The sequence below is a fragment of the Variovorax sp. FW301-JW7 genome, from assembly GCF_058788795.1.
Genome location: NZ_JBYTBC010000004.1, coordinates 132,378 through 150,680 on the forward strand (window position 1 = coordinate 132,378; position 18,303 = coordinate 150,680).

18 protein-coding genes are annotated in these 18,303 nt (G+C 67.6%); 15 read left to right on the forward strand and 3 right to left on the reverse strand.

All coding sequences use genetic code 11. The features are described from left to right. Positions 1 to 5: 5 nt before the first annotated feature. Both AC3WQM_RS12470 and AC3WQM_RS12475 read right to left on the reverse strand, forming a co-directional pair. The gene (locus AC3WQM_RS12470) at positions 6 to 1,532 is read right to left on the reverse strand and encodes a UxaA family hydrolase (protein ID WP_492679072.1); all 1,527 of its coding nucleotides are present in this window, start codon (positions 1,530 to 1,532) and stop codon (positions 6 to 8) included. A 39-nt stretch (positions 1,533 to 1,571) separates the two neighbouring features. Next, on the reverse strand, positions 1,572 to 2,285 hold the full coding sequence (locus AC3WQM_RS12475) for a FadR/GntR family transcriptional regulator (RefSeq protein ID WP_492679074.1): 714 nt from the start codon (positions 2,283 to 2,285) through the stop codon (positions 1,572 to 1,574). A gap of 141 nt (positions 2,286 to 2,426) precedes the next feature. On the opposite strand from AC3WQM_RS12475, the gene AC3WQM_RS12480 reads away from it, so the two are divergent. From AC3WQM_RS12480 to AC3WQM_RS12490, 3 genes are read left to right on the forward strand one after another with little or no spacing between them, the layout of a single operon-like run. Beyond that, positions 2,427 to 3,161, forward strand: coding sequence for an SDR family oxidoreductase (locus AC3WQM_RS12480; protein ID WP_492679076.1), 735 nt, complete (start codon positions 2,427 to 2,429; stop codon positions 3,159 to 3,161). Then, positions 3,158 to 3,913 (forward strand): SDR family NAD(P)-dependent oxidoreductase, encoded by a 756-nt coding sequence (locus AC3WQM_RS12485; RefSeq protein WP_492679078.1) that lies wholly within the window; start codon positions 3,158 to 3,160, stop codon positions 3,911 to 3,913. The genes AC3WQM_RS12480 and AC3WQM_RS12485 overlap by 4 nt, the downstream gene beginning before the upstream one ends. Positions 3,914 to 3,938: 25 nt before the next feature. Next, positions 3,939 to 4,787, forward strand: coding sequence for a fumarylacetoacetate hydrolase family protein (locus tag AC3WQM_RS12490; protein WP_492679080.1), 849 nt, complete (start codon positions 3,939 to 3,941; stop codon positions 4,785 to 4,787). On the opposite strand, the gene AC3WQM_RS12495 is transcribed toward AC3WQM_RS12490, so the two are convergent. Continuing rightward, positions 4,777 to 5,664 (reverse strand): LysR family transcriptional regulator, encoded by an 888-nt coding sequence (locus tag AC3WQM_RS12495; RefSeq protein WP_492679082.1) that lies wholly within the window; start codon positions 5,662 to 5,664, stop codon positions 4,777 to 4,779. The two genes, AC3WQM_RS12490 and AC3WQM_RS12495, sit on opposite strands and share 11 nt — an antisense overlap. 108 nt (positions 5,665 to 5,772) lie before the next feature. On the opposite strand from AC3WQM_RS12495, the gene AC3WQM_RS12500 reads away from it, so the two are divergent. The 12 genes from AC3WQM_RS12500 to AC3WQM_RS12555 all read left to right on the forward strand — a co-directional run bounded on the left by AC3WQM_RS12500 (position 5,773) and on the right by AC3WQM_RS12555 (position 18,156). Further along, positions 5,773 to 6,531, forward strand: a complete 759-nt coding sequence (locus AC3WQM_RS12500; RefSeq protein ID WP_492679084.1) for an SDR family oxidoreductase — start codon at positions 5,773 to 5,775, stop codon at positions 6,529 to 6,531. Between the two features lie 149 nt (positions 6,532 to 6,680). Further along, complete coding sequence (locus AC3WQM_RS12505; protein ID WP_070060219.1) at positions 6,681 to 7,385, forward strand: TetR/AcrR family transcriptional regulator; 705 nt, start codon at positions 6,681 to 6,683, stop codon at positions 7,383 to 7,385. 75 nt (positions 7,386 to 7,460) lie between these two features. Further along, positions 7,461 to 9,257, forward strand: a complete 1,797-nt coding sequence (locus AC3WQM_RS12510; RefSeq protein WP_095949522.1) for an acyl-CoA dehydrogenase C-terminal domain-containing protein — start codon at positions 7,461 to 7,463, stop codon at positions 9,255 to 9,257. Positions 9,258 to 9,300: 43 nt separating this feature from the next. Next, positions 9,301 to 9,735 carry a DUF2147 domain-containing protein gene (locus AC3WQM_RS12515; RefSeq protein WP_062471092.1) on the forward strand — a complete coding sequence of 145 codons (435 nt, stop codon included), beginning with the start codon at positions 9,301 to 9,303 and terminating at the stop codon, positions 9,733 to 9,735. Positions 9,736 to 9,771: 36 nt separating this feature from the next. Further along, the gene (locus AC3WQM_RS12520; RefSeq protein ID WP_492679086.1) at positions 9,772 to 12,171 is read left to right on the forward strand and encodes a 3-hydroxyacyl-CoA dehydrogenase/enoyl-CoA hydratase family protein; all 2,400 of its coding nucleotides are present in this window, start codon (positions 9,772 to 9,774) and stop codon (positions 12,169 to 12,171) included. 30 nt (positions 12,172 to 12,201) lie between these two features. Further along, the gene (locus AC3WQM_RS12525; protein WP_492679088.1) at positions 12,202 to 12,654 is read left to right on the forward strand and encodes an endonuclease domain-containing protein; all 453 of its coding nucleotides are present in this window, start codon (positions 12,202 to 12,204) and stop codon (positions 12,652 to 12,654) included. 29 nt (positions 12,655 to 12,683) lie between these two features. Further along, positions 12,684 to 13,880: an acetyl-CoA C-acyltransferase gene (locus tag AC3WQM_RS12530; protein WP_492679090.1), complete on the forward strand. Its 1,197-nt coding sequence runs from the start codon at positions 12,684 to 12,686 to the stop codon at positions 13,878 to 13,880. 131 nt (positions 13,881 to 14,011) lie between these two features. Next, entirely contained in the window at positions 14,012 to 14,917 is a 906-nt protein-coding gene (locus tag AC3WQM_RS12535) for an alpha/beta hydrolase family protein (RefSeq protein WP_492679092.1), read from the forward strand. Positions 14,918 to 14,949: 32 nt separating this feature from the next. Beyond that, positions 14,950 to 15,789 (forward strand): acyl-CoA thioesterase, encoded by an 840-nt coding sequence (locus AC3WQM_RS12540; protein WP_492679094.1) that lies wholly within the window; start codon positions 14,950 to 14,952, stop codon positions 15,787 to 15,789. Between the two features lie 5 nt (positions 15,790 to 15,794). Further along, on the forward strand, positions 15,795 to 16,541 hold the full coding sequence (locus tag AC3WQM_RS12545; protein WP_492679096.1) for an SDR family oxidoreductase: 747 nt from the start codon (positions 15,795 to 15,797) through the stop codon (positions 16,539 to 16,541). 55 nt (positions 16,542 to 16,596) lie between these two features. Beyond that, positions 16,597 to 17,190, forward strand: a complete 594-nt coding sequence (locus tag AC3WQM_RS12550; RefSeq protein WP_070060211.1) for a 2-hydroxychromene-2-carboxylate isomerase — start codon at positions 16,597 to 16,599, stop codon at positions 17,188 to 17,190. Positions 17,191 to 17,391: 201 nt separating this feature from the next. Next, positions 17,392 to 18,156, forward strand: a complete 765-nt coding sequence (locus tag AC3WQM_RS12555; protein WP_070060210.1) for an enoyl-CoA hydratase — start codon at positions 17,392 to 17,394, stop codon at positions 18,154 to 18,156. The last annotated feature ends 147 nt before the right edge of the window (positions 18,157 to 18,303 follow it).

Here is an 18,303-nt window from a genome sequence, read left to right on the forward strand (position 1 = left end):
GGCGCTCACATCACCGCACCGACTTGCCAGGGCACGAACTCGTTCTGCCCGTAGCCGTGCTGCTCGCTCTTCGACTGCGCGCCGGATGCGGTGGCCAGCACCAACTCGAAGATGCGCTGGCCCATCTCCGCAATCGAGGCCGTGCCGTCGACGATCTCGCCGCAGTTGATGTCCATGTCCTCTTCCTGCCGCTGCCACAGCGCCGAGTTGGTCGCCAGCTTGAGAGAAGGCGAGGGCGCACAGCCATACGCCGAGCCGCGACCGGTCGTGAAGCAGATCAGGTTCGCGCCGCCGGCCACCTGGCCCGTGGCGCTCACCGGGTCGTAGCCCGGCGTGTCCATGTAGACGAAGCCGTGCGCGGTGACGGGCTCGGCGTATTCGTACACCGCCTCGAGATTGCTGGTGCCGCCCTTGGCGACCGCGCCCAGCGACTTCTCGAGGATGGTCGTGAGTCCGCCCGCCTTGTTGCCCGGCGAGGGGTTGTTGTTCATCTCGCCTTCGTTGATTTCGGTGTAGTGCTCCCACCACTTGATGCGGTCCACCAGCTTCTGGCCCACCTCGCGCTTCACCGCGCGGCGCGTGAGCAGGTGCTCGGCGCCGTACACCTCGGGCGTCTCGCTGAGGATGGCCGTGCCGCCGTGCGCCACCAGCAGGTCGACCGCCGCGCCCAGCGCCGGGTTGGCGCTGATGCCCGAGTAGCCGTCGGAGCCGCCGCACTGCAGACCGATCGTGATGTGCGCCGCGCTGCACGGCTCGCGCTTCACCGCGTTGGCGCGCGGCAGCATCTCGTTGATGAGCGCCACGCCTTTTTCGACCGTCTTGCGCGTGCCGCCCGTGTCCTGGATGTTGAAGGTGCGGAAGTTCTCGCCCTCGGCCAGGTGGCCGGTGGCGAGCCACGCGTTGATCTGGTTGGCCTCGCAGCCGAGGCCGACGACCAGCACGCCCGCGAAGTTCGGGTGCGTGGCGTAGCCCGTGAGCGTGCGTTCCAAAATCTGCATGCCCATGCCCTGCGTGTCCATGCCGCAGCCCGTGCCGTGCGTCAGCGCGACCACGCCATCGACATTCGGAAACGCCGCGAGCGCCTGCGGATTCGTCTTGCGCGAGAAGTGGTCGGCAATCGCGCGCGCCGCCGTGGCCGAGCAGTTCACGCTGGTCAGCACGCCGATGTAGTTGCGCGTGGCCACGCGGCCGTCGGCGCGCTTGATGCCCATGAAGGTGGCTTCGCGTTTCGCGGGCGCGGGCTTCACGTCGGCGCCGAAGGCGTAGTCGCGTTCGAAGTCACCCTTGTCGGGGCCCATGTCCAGGTTCTGCGTGTGCACGTGCTCGCCGGCCGCGATGGGCCGGCTCGCGAAGCCGATGATCTGGTTGTAGCGGCGCACCGGTTCGCCCGGCGCGATGTCGCGCATGGCGATCTTGTGGCCCGGCGGAATGAGGCCGCGCACGGTCACGTGCTCGACGGCGGTGCCGCCGAGCAGCTGGGCGCGCGCGATGACGACGTCGTCGGCGGCGTGGAGCCTGATGTAGGGGGTCATGGGTGCGTCTGCTGGCTGTGGGAGGGGCTGGCGTGCATGTCAGGAGGCCTTCGTGCGGCGCCAGCTGGCGCTGAATCGCTGGTGGAACTTGTCCATGTGCTGGTGCATGGCCTCGCGCGCCGCGGCGGGGTCGCGCGCGGCGATGGCGTCCAGGATGATCTGGTGCTCGCCGATGGCGGCCTGCCACGACGCCATGGTCTCGAAGTAATCGATCATCCGCGCGAAGATCGGGCCCTGCCGCGACTCCCAGAAGCCCTGCACCGTCTCGGTCAGCACCACGTTGCCGCAGGCGTTGACGATGGCCAGGTGGAAGGCGCGGTCGCCCTCGTGCGGCACCTCGTTGCGCGCCGCCATCTCGCGCATCCTCTGGATCGCGCGGCGCATGGCGTCGATGTCCTTGCGCTTGCCGTGCTGCGCGGCCGTGGCGGCGGTTTCGCCTTCCACCAGGCGGCGCGCCCGGATGATCTCGAGCGGGCCCCACTCGGCGCCGGTGCCGCCCGCGGGCGTGCTGCTGCGGTGCGAGCGATCGAGCACGTACACGCCCGAGCCGGTGCGGATCTCGACCCAGCCTTCCACCTCCAGCGCGATCAGCGCCTCGCGCACCGACGGCCGGCTCACGCCCAGCTGCTTGGCGAGGTCGCGTTCGGCGGGAATGCGCGCGCCGACATCGAACTCGCCCTTGCCGATGAGCCCGCGCAGCTGGTCGGCAATCTGGCGGTACAGGCGCTGGGGTTCTACGGTCTGGAGCGGCACGGGATCGAAGGGGGTTAAGGGTTGTCCTGAATTGGACAAGTGGTAAGGCCAATTCAGAATACGGCGCTTCGCCGATGCCACCCATCGGGCCTAACCCGAATCCACCCCGCACCCACAGACCATCCCCAGGAGACACCGACCATGAGACTGAAGGGAAAGACCGTGCTCGTCACCGCCGCCGGCCAGGGCATCGGCCGCGCCAGCGTGCTCGCGCTCGCGGCCGAGGGCGCCCGCGTGTGGGCCACCGACGTCAACGAGCAGCTGCTGGCGGCCTACGACGGCGTGGCGAACGTCACGGCCCTGAAGCTCGACGTGCTCGACAAGGCCGCCATCGGCGCGGTGGTGGCGCAGTTGCCCGCGCTCGACGTGCTGTTCAACTGCGCGGGTGTGGTGCACAACGGCACCATCGAGCAGGCCGGCGACGACGACCTCGACTTTGCCTTCCGCCTCAACGTGCGCGCCCAGATGTGGACCATCCAGGCCGTGCTGCCCGGCATGCTCGCGGCCGGGCGCGGCAGCATCATCAACATGGCCAGCGTGTGCTCCAGCATCAAGGGCCTGCCCAACCGCTTCGTCTACGGCACCACCAAGGCGGCCGTGCTCGGCCTCACCAAGAGCGTGGCGGCCGACTACGTGGCCCGCGGCATCCGCTGCAATGCCGTGTGCCCGGGCACGGTCGACACGCCTTCGCTGGGCGATCGCATCAACGCCAACGCCGACCCGGAGGCTGCGCGCAAGGCCTTCGTGGCGCGCCAGCCCATGGGCCGGCTCGCGCAGGCCGAGGAGATCGCGCCGGTGGTGGTGTTCCTGGCCAGCGACGAATCCATCTTCGCCACTGGCCAGTACTTCACCGTCGACGGCGGCATCACGATATGAACCGGCTCGATTTCGAAGGCCGCCATGCGGTGGTCACCGGCGGTGCCACGGGGCTGGGCTTCGGCATCGCGCAGCGGCTCGTCGCCTCGGGTGGCAGCGTCACGCTGTGGGACCGTGACGAGGCCGCCGCGGTGCGCGCGGCCGAAGCGCTGGGCGCCAAGGCCTTCGCACTGAAGGTCGACGTGACGCAGCAGCCCTCGGTGGCAAAAGCCGTGGCCGCCACGCTCGCCCACGCGCCGCGCATCGACGCACTGGTCAACAGCGCCGGCATCACGGGGCCCAACGTCAAGCTGTGGGACTACCCGGTGGACGAGTGGCGCCAGGTGATGGAGGTCAACGTCAACGGCGTGTTCCTGTGCTGCCGCGAGGTGGTGGCGCAGATGCGCAGGCAGGGCACGAAGGGCGAGGGCCGCATCGTCAACATCGCCTCGGTCGCCGGCAAGGAAGGCAACCCCAACGCCAGCGCCTACAGCGCGAGCAAGGCGGCGGTGATCGGTCTCACCAAGTCGCTCGGCAAGGAGCTGGCCGACACCGGCATCCGCGTGAACTGCGTGACGCCCGCGGCAGTGAAGACTGCCATCTTCGACCAGATGACGCCCGACCACATCGCGTTCATGCTGTCGAAAATTCCGATGGGCCGTTTCGGCACGGTGGAAGAAGTGGCTGCGCTGGTCGGCTGGCTTTGCACCGAAGATTGTTCGTTCTCCACCGGCGCGGTCTTCGACCTGTCCGGTGGCCGCTCCACCTATTGATTTTTCAATGCACTGAAAGGAACGCATGAAACTCGTCCGCTACGGCAACCCCGGCAAAGAGAAGTCCGGTCTCATCGACAACGAAGGCAAGCTGCGCGACCTGAGCGCCGTCGTCAAGGACATCGGTCCCGACCAGCTCGGCGATGCCGCCCTTGCCAAGCTGCGCAAGACCAAGGTCGACAAGCTGCCGCTGGTCAAGGGCAAGCCGCGCCTGGGCAGCCCCGTGGCCAACGTCGGCAAGTTCATCGCCATCGGCCTGAACTACGCCGACCACGCGGCCGAATCGGGCCTGCCGGTGCCCAAGGAACCCATCGTCTTCATGAAGGCCACCAGCTGCATCCAGGGCCCGAACGACCCGGTGATGCTGCCCAAGGGCTCGGTCAAGTCCGACTGGGAGGTCGAACTCGGCGTGGTCATCGGCACGAAGGCGCGCTACGTGTCGCAAAAGAGCGCACTCGATTACGTGGCCGGCTACTGCACCGTCAACGACGTGAGCGAGCGTGAATACCAGATCGAGCGCGGCGGCACCTGGGACAAGGGCAAGGGCTGCGACACCTTCGGCCCCATCGGCCCCTGGCTCGTCACGCGCGACGAGATCGAGAACCCGCAGAAGCTCGCGATGTGGCTCGACCTGAACGGCCAGCGCGTGCAGACCGGCAGCACCAAGACCATGATCTTCAGCGTGGCCAAGCTCGTGAGCTACGTGAGCCAGTTCATGACGCTGATGCCCGGCGACGTGATCACCACCGGCACGCCGCCCGGCGTCGGCATGGGCATGAAGCCGCCGCTGTTCCTGAAGAAGGGCGACGTGATGACGCTGGGCATCGAAGGCCTGGGCGAGCAGCGCCAGGAAGTGGTGCCCTTCAAGCTCTGAGCACGCGGACCAGTTCGTCGTACACCAGCCGCACGCGCGCCGGCACCGGCGCGCGCTGCGGGCGGTAGACGTGGATCGGCCAGGGCTCGGGCGCCTCGGCCGCCAGCACCTCCACCAGCGCACCCGACTGCAGCCACGGCTGCGCCAGCGGCCCGATGAGCTGGCCGAAGCCGATGCCCGCCAGCACCGCGGCGCTTTCGGCGTCGATGTTGTCCGTCACGAACGCGGGCGACGACACGGTGAACACCCGCTTCTTGCTGAAGGCCCACGGCCAGGGCCGGCCCGAGCTGTGGTCGATCAGCGCCGTCACCGGCAGCCCGGACAGCGCATCGACGGTGCGCGGCGCACCGACCCGCTCGATGAGTGCGGGTGAGCCCACCACGCACAGCGACATCTTTCCCACACCCCGGGCCACGAAGCGCGCGTCGCGCATCGGGCCGACGCGCACGCCGAGGTCGATCTGCTGGTCGACCACGTCGGCATGCTGCTCCGACAGCCGCAGGTCGAGCACCAGCCCGGGATGCTGCGCCAGCAGCGGCGCCAGCGCCTGCGGAATCAGCCGGGCGTACACATGCGGCGCCGTGACCCGCACCGTGCCCGTGTGCTGCGACAGCGCGCGCCGGTCGATGCGGTGGAAAAGTTCGTCCACGCCGCCCACGGCCACGCGGGCGCGCTCGGCGAGCTGGCGCCCGAAATCGGTGAGCTGCACGCCGCGCGTGCTGCGGTGAAAGAGCGGCTCGCCCAGTTCTTCCTCGAGTTCGCGCACGGCGCGCGTCACCACCTGTGGCGACACCGACAGGCGCACGGCCGCCTCGCGGAAGTTGGCGGCATCGGCGGCGGTGAAGAACACGCGCAGGGCTTCGAGGCGGTTGGACATGAGACGTTCCTTTTTTGGGAATTCTGAAGTCGCCAGAGTTTCATTTACTGGAACGCGTGGATTTTCCACACTGCATGCACTTCTTCAATACACCCCCAAGGAAATTCCATGACCTCCATTCAAGACAACATCCAGGGCAAGGTCGCCATCGTCACCGGCGCCAGCAGCGGCCTGGGTGAATCGACGGCGCGCCACCTGGCCGCACGCGGCGCCAAGGTGGTGCTCGCGGCCCGACGCACCGACCGGCTCGACCAGGTCGTCGCCGAGATCCGCGAGGCCGGCGGCGACGCCATCGCCGTGGCCACCGACGTGGCGAAGCGCGCCGACCTGGAAAGGCTCGCGGCCGCCACCGTCGAGGCCTTCGGCCGCATCGACGTGCTGGTCAACAACGCGGGCGTGATGCCGCTGTCGCCGCTCGAAAAACTCAAGGTCGACGAATGGGACCGCACCATCGACGTCAACATCAAGGGCGTGCTCTACGGCATCGCCGCCGTGCTGCCGCGCATGCAGGCGCAGGGCAGCGGCCACATCGTCAACGTCGCGTCGATTGCCGGGCTGAAGGTGTTCACGCCCATCGGCACGGTCTACAGCGCGACCAAGCACGCGGTGCGCGCCATCTCCGAAGGCCTGCGCGTGGAGGTGGGCAACAGTGGTGTGCGCGTGACCATCGTGTCGCCCGGCGCGGTGGACTCGGAACTCAAGTTCGGCAGCAGCGACGCCGAGAGCGCCGCCGGCGTGAAGGCCTTCTACGACGCCAACCAGATTCCGGCCGACTCGGTGGCGCGCGCCATCGTCTACGCGGTGGAGCAGCCGGCCAACGTGGACATCAACGAGGTCGTACTGCGGCCCGTGTCGCAGGACTTCTGATCCCGCGGGGCAAGGGTGCGGCCCCCTGGCGGTCGCCCCTTGCTTTGGCTAACCTTTATTAACCCAGCGCCGCCCAAGGTCATTTGCGGTCAAAAGTGCAAAGCCCCTGCAAAATAGAACGACCGTTCGTTTTATTCGGAGCTTTCACGATGTCTGCCACCGCCGTTCCCGCCAAGCCGGCCCGCGCCGCCCCCAAAGGCCAGCAGACCAAGGCCATCATCGTCGACGCCGCACTGGCGCTGGCCGCGCAGATCGGGCTCGAGGGCCTGTCGATCGGCGCCGTGGCCGAGATCACCAAGATGAGCAAGTCGGGCGTCTTCGCCCACTTCGGCTCGCGTGAAGAGCTGCAGATTTCCGTGGTGCGCGAGTACCACGCCCGCTTCGAGCAGGAGGTGTTCTTCCCCGCCCTGCAGGCCCCGCGCGGCCTGCCGCGCCTGCGCGCCATGTTCGCCAACTGGATGAAGCGCACCTCGACCGAGATCGACTCGGGCTGCATCTACATCAGCGGCGCCTCCGAATTCGACGACCGTCCGGGCCCGGTGCGCGATGCGCTGGTCGAGTCGGTCAGCATCTGGCAGGCCGCCGTGTTGCGCGCCATCGTGCAGTCCAAGACCGAAGGCCACCTGCGCGCCGACGCCGACGAGCGCCAGGTCGGGTTCGAGATTCACGGCCTGATCCTTGCGCTGCACTACGAAGCCCGCTTCCTGCAGGTGCCCGGCTCCATCGGCCGCGCCAACGTCGGCTTCGACAACATCCTTGCGCGCGCCGCCACGCCGGACGCGCCGCCTGCCTCCAACGCCGCCGAGTCCGCGCCCGCCGCGCGCGGCACGCGCCGGCTCAAGACCGTGCGCTGAGCGCCACGGCCGCCCGTTTCGTTTTTCCGTTTTCGTTTTTTCCAATCTATCTAGCTTCGACCAGGAGAGTCCCGGATGCCTACCTACAACCCCCCCGTGCGTGACATGCAGTTCGTGCTGCACGAAGTGCTCAACGTCGCCGAGGAACTCAAGGCACTGCCGGCCCACGCCGAGACCGATGCCGACACCATCAACGCGGTGATCGAAGAGGCCGGCAAGTTCGCGGCCGAAGTCACCTTCCCGCTGAACATCAGCGGCGACGAAGAAGGCTGCGTGCTCGACAAGGCCACGCACGAAGTCAAGACGCCCACCGGCTTCAAGGACGCCTACGCCAAGTACGTCGAAGGCGGCTGGCCCGCGCTGTCGTGCGATCCGGCCTTCGGCGGCCAGGGCCTGCCTTTCGTGGTGAACCAGTGCCTGTTCGAAATGCTCAACAGCGCCAACCAGGCCTGGACCATGTACCCGGGCCTCTCGCACGGCGCCTACGAGGCCCTGGCCGCGCACGGCACCGACGACCAGAAGAAGACCTACCTGCCCAAGCTCACGAGCGGCGAGTGGACCGGCACCATGTGCCTGACCGAACCCCATTGCGGCACCGACCTGGGCCTGCTGCGCACCAAGGCCGAGCCGCAGGCGGACGGCACCTACCGCATCACCGGCAGCAAGATCTTCATCTCGGCCGGCGAGCACGACATGACGGACAACATCATTCACCTGGTGCTGGCCCGCCTGCCGGACGCGCCCAAGGGCAGCAAGGGCATCAGCCTGTTCGTGGTGCCGAAGTTCCACGTCAAGGCCGACGGCTCGCTGGGCGAGCGCAACCCGATCTTCTGCGCCGGCCTGGAGCACAAGATGGGCATCCACGGCAACGCCACCGCGCAGATCGTGATCGAAGGCGCCACCGGCACGCTGGTGGGCGAGCCCAACAAGGGCCTGGCCGCCATGTTCGTGATGATGAATGCCGCCCGCCTGGGCGTGGGCAACCAGTCGCTCGGCCTGACCGAAGTGGCTTACCAAAATGCGCTGGCCTACGCCAAGGACCGCATCCAGATGCGTTCGCTGTCGGGCGTGAAGGCCAAGGACAAGGAAGCCGATCCCATCATCGTGCACCCCGACGTGCGCAAGATGCTGCTCACGGCCAAGGCCTATGCCGAAGGCGGCCGCGCGCTGCAGATCTTCTGCACGCTGCTGCTCGACAAGGAACACAACCACCCCGACGAGAAGGTGCGCAAGGACAGCGGCGAGCTGGTCGCGCTGCTCACGCCCATCGTCAAGGCCTTCATCACCGACAACGGCCACATCGCGACGAACTCGTGCATGCAGGTCTTCGGCGGCCACGGCTTCATCAAGGAATGGGGCATGGAGCAGTTCGTGCGCGACAACCGCATCAACATGATCTATGAAGGCACCAACACCATCCAGTCGCTGGACCTGCTGGGCCGCAAGATCCTGGGCAACAACGGCGCGTCGCTCAAGAAGTTCGGCAAGCTCGTGGCCAAGCTGGTGGAAGAAGAAGGCGTGAACGAGAAGATGGCCGAGTTCATCAACCCGATCGCGATGCTGGGCGACCAGCTCACCAAGTTCACCACCGAGATCGGCTTCAAGGGTTTCCAGAACCCCGACGAAGTGGGCGCTGCCGCCGTCGATTACCTGCGCGTGGCCGGCCACTTCGTGTTCGGCTACCTGTTCGCCCGCATGGCCCAGGTGGCCCTGCGCGAAATCGCCGCCGGCAACAACGATCCGTTCTACGTCGCCAAGCTGCAGACCGCGCGCTTCTACTTCGCCAAGCTGTTCCCCGAGACCGTGATGCTGATGCGCACCGCGCGCGCCGGCAGCAAGGTGTTGATGGACACCGACGCCGCACTCGCTTAAGCGACACACAGCCTTTCTTCATCGACCCACCGGGAGCCCGCTCATGAAAGCAACGCTTGCAGCTGTCTTGTTCACCGTCACCGCCGTCTCGGCCATGGCCCAGAGCACGCCGGTGGGCCTGTGGCGCAACGTCGACGACAAGACCGGCGAAGCCAAGGCCGAGATCCGCATCGCCGACGCCAACGGCGCGCTGCTCGGGCGCATCGAGAAGTCGTTGAAGAAAGACACCAAGCCCGACGCCACCTGCGACGAATGCGCCGACGACCGCAAGGGCAAGCCCATCGCGGGCCTGGAGATCATTCGTGGCGGCAAGAAGGCCGAGGGCAAGGACGTCTGGGAAGGCGGAAAGATCCTCGACCCCGAGAACGGCAAGGAATACCGCGCGAGCTTCACGCCCATCGACGGCGGCAAGAAGCTCGAAGTCCGTGGTTACCTCGGCCCCTTCTGGCGCACCCAAACCTGGAACCGTGTGCAGTAACTCCGCGCACAACCTATCCAAGAAATACCAAGCAACATGTCCCGATTTCAAGTGAAGAAGGTCGCCGTGCTCGGCGCCGGCGTGATGGGCGCGCAGATTGCCGCCCACCTCGTCAACGTGCGCGTGCCCGTCGTGCTGTTCGACCTGGCCGCCAAGGAAGGCCCGAAGAACGGCATCGTCACGCGCGCCATCGACAACCTCAAGAAGCTCAAGCCCGCGCCGCTCGGCGACGTGGCCGACGCGGGCCTGATCGAGCAGGCCAACTACGAGGATGACCTGGCCAAGCTCGGCGAATGCGACCTCATCATCGAGGCCATTGCAGAGCGCATGGACTGGAAGCTCGATCTGTACAAGAAGATCGCGCCGCACGTGGCCAAGCATTCGATCCTGGCCTCGAACACCTCGGGCCTGTCGATCACCAAGCTCAGCGAAGCACTGCCTGAAGCCCTGAAGCCGCGTTTCTGCGGCATTCACTTCTTCAACCCGCCGCGCTACATGTTCCTGGTGGAGCTGATCAACACGCCCACCACGCAACCCCAGGTGCTCGACGACCTCGAGGCCTTCGTCACCAGCACGCTCGGCAAGGGTGTGGTGCGTGCGCACGACACGCCCAACTTCATCGCCAACCGCGTCGGCATCGCCGGCATGCTGGCCACGCTGAAGGAAGTCGAGAAGTTCGGCCTCACGCCCGACGTGGTGGACGACCTCACCGGCAAGAAGCTGGGCCGCGCGAGCTCGGGCACCTTCCGCACCGCCGACGTGGTGGGCCTGGACACCATGGCCCACGTCGTGAAGACGCTGCAGGACAACCTCAACGCCGAGACCGATCCGTTCTACGCCAACTTCGCGACGCCGCCGGTGCTCGCCAAGCTGCTGGAGCTGGGCAACCTGGGCCAGAAGACCAAGGCGGGCTTCTTCAAGAAGGCCGGCCGCGACATCCTGCGCTTCGACCTGAAGAGCGGCGAGTACGTGCCCGCCGGCGCCAAGGCCGACGAGGTGTACGGCCGCATGCTCAAGAAGCCCGCGGGCGAGCGCCTGAAGCTGCTGCGCGAGAGCGAAGGACCGCAGGGCCAGTTCCTCTGGGCCATCCTGCGCGACGGTTTCCACTACGCCGCCGTGCACCTGGCCGATATCGCCGAGAGCGCGCGCGACATCGACTTCGCGATGCGCTGGGGTTTCGGCATGAAGCAGGGCCCGTTCGAGCTCTGGCAGGAAGCCGGCTGGGCGCAGGTCGCCAAGTGGGTGCAGGAAGACATCGACGCGGGCAAGGCACTCAGCACTGCACCGCTGCCGAAGTGGGTGTTTGAAGGCCCAGTGGCCGAAGCTGGCGGCGTGCACACGCCCGAAGGCTCGTGGAGCGCTTCGCAGAACAAGTTCGTGCCGCAGCGCAAGCTGCCCGTGCACGACCGCCAGCTGTTCCCCGAGAGCGTGCTCGGCGCGAACGCGGCCGATGCCAACACGGCCGGAACCACGATCAGCGACGAAGGCGATGTGCGCGTGTGGACGCTCGACGGTGAAGTGCTCATCGCGAGCATCCAGTCGAAGATGCACGCCATCAGCCCCGACGTGGCCGAAGCACTCGGTGCTGCGGTCGACCTGGCCGAAGCCGAATACAAGGGCCTGGTGATCTGGTCGCCCGACGAGGTGTTCTCGGTCGGCGCCGACCTGCAGGCGATGCTGCCGGCCTTCGTGGTCGCGGGCATCGGCGCGGTCGAAGGCGCGGAAGAAGAGCTGCAGAACGTCATGCTCAAGATCCGCTACGCCAACGTGCCGGTGATCTCCGCCGTGCGCGGCATGGCGCTGGGCGGCGGCTGCGAGCTGGCCATCCACTCGGCCAAGCGTGTCGTCGCGATGGAAAGCTACATCGGCCTGGTCGAAGTCGGCGTGGGCCTGATCCCCGGCGCGGGCGGCCTGACCTACATCGCACGCCGTGCGGCGGAGAACGCCTCGGCGTCCACGGGTACCGACCTGCTGCCCTTCCTCACAGAAGGCTTCACCGCCGCGGCGATGGCCAAGGTGGGCACCGGCGCGCTCGATTCGAAGAAGCTGGGCTACCTGCTCGACAGCGACGTGATCGTGCCGAACAAGGACGAGCTGCTGTACGTGGCACTGCAGCAGGCCAAGGCCATGGCCGACGCCGGCTACCGCCCGCCGCTTCGCCGCACCTTCCGCGTGGCGGGCCGCAGCGGCGCCGCGACGATCAAGGGCCAGCTGGTGAACATGCGCGACGGCGGCTTCATCAGCGCGCACGACTTCCACATTGCCAGCCTGATCGCCAACGTGGTCACCGGCGGCGACGTGGACGCGGGCTCGCTCGTGACCGAGGAATACCTGATGACGCTGGAACGCAAGGCGTTCTGCTCGCTCATCGTGCATCCCAAGACGCAGGAGCGGATCATGGGGATGTTGAGCACGGGGAAGCCGGTGCGTAACTGACCCGCGCACGCAACTGACCTCGCAAGGACCATGAGCGACGACCTCGACACGTCCGGTCCCCTCTCCCGCTTGCGGGAGAGGGCTAGGGTGAGGGCACGCAGCCTTCGCGAAACCCCGACCGATGCTGAGGCCCTGCTCTGGTTTCACCTGCGGGATCGCCGCCTCGGCAACCACAAGTTTCGTCGCCAGCGTCCGATCGGTCCGTATTTCGCGGACTTCGCTTGCCTCGAAGCCAGGCTGATCGTCGAACTGGATGGCGGTCAGCATGTGGAAGCCGCCGCCTGCGACGAGAGTCGCACGCGCTTCATCGAGGCCCAGGGCTATCGCGTACTTCGCTTCTGGAACCACGAAGTGCTGACGCAGACGGACGCGGTGCGGGAACGCATCCTGCAAGCGCTGCAGGAAGACAGCCCTCACCCCAGCCCTCTCCCGCAAGCGGGAGAGGGAGCAAGACAGCCAACTGCCGTCCCATCGGACGAGTGAGCAAGACAAGACACAAGGACTGAAAAGCCATGAAACAGATTCAAGACGCCTACATCGTCTCCGCCACCCGCACCCCCATCGGCAAATCCCACCGCGGCTACTTCCGCAACTACCGTCCCGACGACCTGCTCGCGACCACGCTGAAGGCAGCACTCGCGGCAGTTCCTGGCCTCGACCCCAAGGCCATCGAAGACATCATCTGCGGCTGCGCCATCCCCGAATCCCAGCAGGGCCTGAACGTCGCGCGCATCGGCGCGGTGCTGGCGGGCCTGCCGACCAGCATCGGCGGCATCACCGTGAACCGCTTCTGCGCCTCGGGCCTGTCGGCCGTGCAGATGGCGGCGGACCGCATCCGCGTCGGCGAGGCCGACGTGATGATCGCGGCCGGCGTCGAGAGCATGAGCATGGTGCCGATGATGGGCAACTCGCCCTCGCTGTCGCCCTCGATCTTCGAGCGCGAAGGCGACGTGGGCATCGCCTACGGCATGGGCCTCACGGCCGAGAAGGTCGCGCAGCAGTGGAAGGTGAGCCGCGAGGCGCAGGACGCGTTCGCGCTGGCCTCGCACCAGAAGGCACTGGCCGCGCAGGCCGCCGGCAAGTTCGCCGACGAGATCACGCCGATCGAAGTGACCGACCGCACGCCGAACCTGGAAACCGGCGAGTCGATCGCCAAGACCCGCACGGTGAGCCTCGACGAAGGCGCGCGCCCCGACACCAGCATCGAAGGCCTGGCCAAGCTGCGCACCGTGTTCGCCGCGCGCGGCACGGTGACGGCCGGCAACAGCTCGCAGACCTCGGACGGCGCAGGCGCGCTGATCCTGGCGAGCGAAAAGGCCATCAAGCAGTACGGCCTCACGCCGCTCGCGCGTTTCGTGAGCTTCGCCAGCAAGGGCGTGCCGCCGCACATCATGGGCATCGGCCCCATCGAGGCGATTCCGGCCGCGCTGCGCTATGCGGGCCTGAAGCACGAAGACATCGACTGGTTCGAACTCAACGAGGCCTTCGCCGCGCAATCGCTCGCGGTGATGAACACGCTGGGGCTCGATCCGTCCAAGGTCAACCCGATGGGCGGCGCCATTGCACTGGGCCACCCGCTGGGCGCGACCGGCGCGATCCGCGCGGCCACCGTGGTGCACGCACTGCGCCGCGAGAAGCTGAAGTACGGCATGGTCACGATGTGCGTGGGCATGGGACAAGGCGCAGCAGGCATCTTCGAAAGGGTTTGAGCTAACCCCCCAGTCTTCGCGCACTTCGTGTCGCTTCGCCAACCCCCTTGCAGGGGGCGACACCAGCGGCCCGGCAAAGCCGGTTCCGCGGTGTCTCGCGAAGGGACCGTGTCTGTTTTGAGGAGAAGGGCATGCAACAGCAGGTTCTGCCGGTCGACGCCGGCGCCCACGTGGCGGTGCGCCGCTACGACCCCGCCGGCGCACCGCGCGCCAGCATCGTCATCGGCGGTGCGATGGGCGTGCGCCAGTCGTTCTACGAGCCTTTCGCGCACTGGCTCGCGGGGCAAGGCCTGCGGGTCTGGACCTTCGACTACCGCGGCAGCGGCGACTCGCTCGGCGATGCGCCGCTGCGTGGTTTCCAGGCCGACCTGTTCGACTGGGCGCGCGACTACGAAGCGGTGATCGACGCCGCTAAGGCCGTGCTGCCCGACGAGCCGCTGTACCTGCTGGGCCACAGCCTCGGCGCGCAGTTGCCGGGCTTCCTGCAGCGGCCCGGGCAGGTCGACGGCCTCGTGAGCATCGCGGCCGGCAGCGGTTACTGGCGCGAGAACGCGCCGAAGCTGCGGCGCAGCGTCCTGTATTTCTGGTTCGTGCTGGTGCCGCTGGCGACGCGCCGGTGGGGCTACTTTCCGGGCCGCAAGCTGAAGAAGGTCGGTGACCTGCCGCGCGGCGTGATCCTGCAATGGCGCCGCTGGTGCCTGAACCCGCGCTACAGCGTGGGCGCCGAAGGCGAGCCCGCGCTGCAAAGCTATGCGCGCGTGCGCTTCCCGGTGCTCGCGCTCTCGATGACCGACGATGAGCTCATGACGCACGCCGGCACGCGCAGCCTCGTGAGTTTTTATGCAGGCGCACCGAGCGCGGTCGAGCGCATCGCGCCGGCCGACGTGCAGGCGCGGCGCATCGGTCACTTCGGCTTCTTCCGCGAGCAGTTCAGCCAGAGCCTGTGGCCGAGCACGCTCGACAAGCTGCACCGGCTCGCCGCGCTGACTGCGCCTGCCGCAGTGCAGCACGCCAACGTCCCGCACACGACTGCGTGACGTCATCCTCCGCAGGCACACTGGCGATCACCATGAGCAGCACGACCCCACACCCCCTCGACAAAGCCCTGGCCCTGCACCACAGCGACATCCGCGTGGGGCACTTCACAGGCACCACGAGTCCCGACTACTGGAATATGGTCGGCCCGTTCGGCGGCACCACCGCGGCGCTGGCGTTGCAGGCGGTGCTCCGGCACCCCGACCTGCTCGGCGCGCCCATCGCGCTGACCGTCAACTACGCGGCCGCGCTCGGCGAAGGCGCGTTCGACATCCAGGCCACCGCCGTGCGCACCAACCGCTCGACGCAGCACTGGACGGTGACGATCACGCAGCCCGGCGCCGACGGCACCGCGAACATGACGACCACCGCCACCGTGGTCACGGCCGCGCGCCGCGACACCTGGAGCCAGGCCGACCTCACCATGCCCGAGGCGCCGAAGCCCGAGGCGGTCGATCGCATCCGCATCGGCCCGTCGGGCGTGGCCTGGCTCGAGCAGTACGAGATGCGCCCCTTCAGCGGCGGCATTCCCGCCAAGTGGGACGGCAGCCTGCAGCACAGCGAAACGCGCCTGTGGGTGCGCGACGCGCAGGCCCGCCCGCTCGATTTCGCCTCGCTCGCCGCGTTGAGCGACGTGTTCTACCCGCGCGTGTGGCTGCGCCGCGCCACGCACGTGCCTGCGGGCACGGTGTCGATCACCACGTACTTCCATGTCGGCGCCGCCGAGCTGGCCGAGGTCGGCACGGGCTACCTGCTGGGCTGCGCGGCGGGGCAGCAGTTCTTCAACGGCTTCTTCGACCAGAAGGCGCAGCTGTGGAGCGAGAAGGGTGCGTTGCTGGCCACGTCGAACCAGATCGTCTACTACAAGGAATGACTGTCATGGCGCTCACCAAGGCTGCATTGATCGTCGGCGCGGGCGACGCCACCGGCGGCGCCATCGCCCGCCGCTTCGCGCGCGAAGGCTACGCCACCTGCGTCACGCGGCGCAGCCTCGACAAGCTGCAGCCGCTGGTGGCGCAGATCGAGGCCGACGGCGGCCGGGCCCACGCCTTCGCCTGCGATGCACGCAAGGAAGAGGAAGTGGTGGCGCTCATCGAGCAGATCGAATCGACCGTCGGGCCGATCGAGGTGATGGTGTTCAACATCGGCGCGAACGTGCCAGAGAGCATCCTCACCGAGTCCGCGCGCAAGTACTTCAAGGTGTGGGAGATGGCCTGCTTCTCGGGCTTCCTCAACGGCCGTGAAGTCGCGAAGCGCATGGTGGCGCGCGAGATGCCGACGGGCGGTCATCGCGGCACGATCATCTTCACGGGCGCGACGGCGTCGCTGCGCGGCGCGGCCAACTTCGGTGCCTTCTCGGGCGCCAAGATGGCCCTGCGCGCGTTGGCGCAGTCGATGGCGCGCGAGCTGGGGCCGCAGGGCATCCACGTCGCGCATGTCGTGGTCGACGGCGCCATCGACACCGAGTTCATCCGCAGCAACTTCCCCGAGCGCTATGCGCTGAAGGACAGCGACGGCATCCTGAACCCGGACCACATCGCCGACAGCTACTGGATGCTGCATGCGCAGCCGCGCGATGCGTGGACGCACGAGCTGGACCTGCGCCCCTGGTCCGAGAAGTTCTGACCGGCGCCGCGCTACGCATCGCGGCGCGACGCACAGCCCCAAGGAGACGACACCCATGACGAAATCCGTCGCGTTCTATTTCGACGTCGGCAGCCCCGCCGCCTACCTGGCCGCCACACAGCTGCCGCACGTGTGCGCCGACACCGGCGCCGAGCTGGTCTGGAAGCCCATGCTGCTGGGCGGCGTGTTCCAGGCCACGGGCAACCATTCGCCCGCCGAGATCAAGGCCAAGGGCCCGTACCTCACGACCGACCTGCAACGCTTCGCCAAGCGCTACGGCGTGCCCTTCGTGCACAACCCGCACTTCCCGATCAACACGCTGCTGCTGATGCGAGGCGCCACCGGCGTGCAGATGAAGATGCCCGAACGTTTCGGTGCCTACATCGACGCGGTGTTCCATGCGATGTGGGTCGAGCCGAAGAACCTGAACGACCCCGCGACCGTCGGCGCCGTCTTGCAAAATGCAGGCTTCGACGCCGCAGGCCTGCTCGCGCTGGCCGGCGCGCAGGAAGTGAAAGACCGCCTCAAGGCGGTCACGCAGGAGGCGGTGGAGCGCGGCGTGTTCGGCGCCCCCACCATGTTCGTCGGCGACCAGATGTTCTGGGGCCAGGACCGCCTCGATTTCGTTCGCGAAGCTATCGACGCTTGAGAAGGTGTGAACGAACCCGCCATGTCCGCTCATCCCGCCCAGACGCGCCCCCTCTGCGTTGCAAATGCTCGCCATAGCCCGAGCTATGGCTGCGCTTTGCGCCTTGAGGGCGCGCGCCTGCGCGGGCTGCTCGGCCACGCCGGATTCATTCACACCTTCTGAGCGCGTCGCCCCCCGTTTTACCTACCCAAGGATCTTTCCATGAGCGACATCCTCGTCCACACCGAAGCCGGCGTGATGACCATCACCTTCAACCGCGTCGACAAGAAGAACTCGATCACCAGCAGCATGTACGCCGCGCTGGCCGACGCGCTCGCCACGGCCGAGAGCGAAGCGGCCGTGCGCTGCGTGCTGATCCAGGGTGACCCGACGATCTTCAGCGCCGGCAACGACATCGGCGACTTCCTCAACGGCCCGGCCTCCACGCAGGAATCGCCGGTGTTCCGCTTCCTGCGCGGCATCGCCACCTTCCCCAAGCCCATCGTCGCCGCCGTGTGCGGCCCGGCCGTGGGCATCGGCACCACGATGCTGTTCCACTGCGACCTCGTCTACGCGGGCGACAACGCGGCCTTCTCGATGCCCTTCGTCAACCTGGGCCTGTGCCCCGAGGCCGCGTCGAGCCTGCTGGTGCCGCAGATGCTGGGCTACCACCGCGCTGCCGAAGCCCTGCTGCTGGGCGAGCCCTTCATGGCCGAGGCCGCGCTCGAAGTGGGCCTGGTCAACCGCGTGGTGCCGCCGACCGAAGCCAACGGCATCGCGCAGACGCAGGCCCGCAAGCTCGCCGCCAAGCCGCTGAGCGCGCTGATCGAGACCAAGCGCCTGCTGAAGAAGGCGCAGATGCCCGCCGTGCTCGAGCGCATGGGCGAAGAAGGCGCGAGCTTCGGCCGCATGCTGCGCGAGCCGGCCGCGAAGGAAGCTTTCGGTGCCTTCATGGAGAAGCGCAAGCCCGATTTCTCGAAGGTCTAAGCCTTCCGTGGACTTGCCTGCGGACGGTGCCTGCGTACACTGTTCCTCGTGCCTGCTCCCGACGTCAACCCGCCCACAACGCCCGCCATGCGGGCGATGCGTGCTACTGAAAAAGTAGCATTTGGGCCCACGCGCCGGCATGCTTTG

Bases quoted from the DNA above. Each gene is read 5' to 3' on its own strand.
- AC3WQM_RS12500 (WP_492679084.1), top strand. From the start codon at position 5,773: ATGACCTCCATTCAAGACAACATCCAGGGCAAGGTCGCCATCGTCACC.
- AC3WQM_RS12525 (WP_492679088.1), top strand. From the start codon at position 12,202: ATGAGCGACGACCTCGACACGTCCGGTCCCCTCTCCCGCTTGCGGGAG.
- AC3WQM_RS12470 (WP_492679072.1), bottom strand. From the start codon at position 1,532: ATGACCCCCTACATCAGGCTCCACGCCGCCGACGACGTCGTCATCGCG.
- AC3WQM_RS12495 (WP_492679082.1), bottom strand. From the start codon at position 5,664: ATGTCCAACCGCCTCGAAGCCCTGCGCGTGTTCTTCACCGCCGCCGAT.
- AC3WQM_RS12535 (WP_492679092.1), top strand. From the start codon at position 14,012: ATGCAACAGCAGGTTCTGCCGGTCGACGCCGGCGCCCACGTGGCGGTG.
- AC3WQM_RS12490 (WP_492679080.1), top strand. From the start codon at position 3,939: ATGAAACTCGTCCGCTACGGCAACCCCGGCAAAGAGAAGTCCGGTCTC.
- AC3WQM_RS12505 (WP_070060219.1), top strand. From the start codon at position 6,681: ATGTCTGCCACCGCCGTTCCCGCCAAGCCGGCCCGCGCCGCCCCCAAA.
- AC3WQM_RS12540 (WP_492679094.1), top strand. From the start codon at position 14,950: ATGAGCAGCACGACCCCACACCCCCTCGACAAAGCCCTGGCCCTGCAC.
- AC3WQM_RS12550 (WP_070060211.1), top strand. From the start codon at position 16,597: ATGACGAAATCCGTCGCGTTCTATTTCGACGTCGGCAGCCCCGCCGCC.
- AC3WQM_RS12530 (WP_492679090.1), top strand. From the start codon at position 12,684: ATGAAACAGATTCAAGACGCCTACATCGTCTCCGCCACCCGCACCCCC.
- AC3WQM_RS12480 (WP_492679076.1), top strand. From the start codon at position 2,427: ATGAGACTGAAGGGAAAGACCGTGCTCGTCACCGCCGCCGGCCAGGGC.
- AC3WQM_RS12520 (WP_492679086.1), top strand. From the start codon at position 9,772: ATGTCCCGATTTCAAGTGAAGAAGGTCGCCGTGCTCGGCGCCGGCGTG.
- AC3WQM_RS12515 (WP_062471092.1), top strand. From the start codon at position 9,301: ATGAAAGCAACGCTTGCAGCTGTCTTGTTCACCGTCACCGCCGTCTCG.
- AC3WQM_RS12485 (WP_492679078.1), top strand. From the start codon at position 3,158: ATGAACCGGCTCGATTTCGAAGGCCGCCATGCGGTGGTCACCGGCGGT.
- AC3WQM_RS12510 (WP_095949522.1), top strand. From the start codon at position 7,461: ATGCCTACCTACAACCCCCCCGTGCGTGACATGCAGTTCGTGCTGCAC.
- AC3WQM_RS12545 (WP_492679096.1), top strand. From the start codon at position 15,795: ATGGCGCTCACCAAGGCTGCATTGATCGTCGGCGCGGGCGACGCCACC.
- AC3WQM_RS12555 (WP_070060210.1), top strand. From the start codon at position 17,392: ATGAGCGACATCCTCGTCCACACCGAAGCCGGCGTGATGACCATCACC.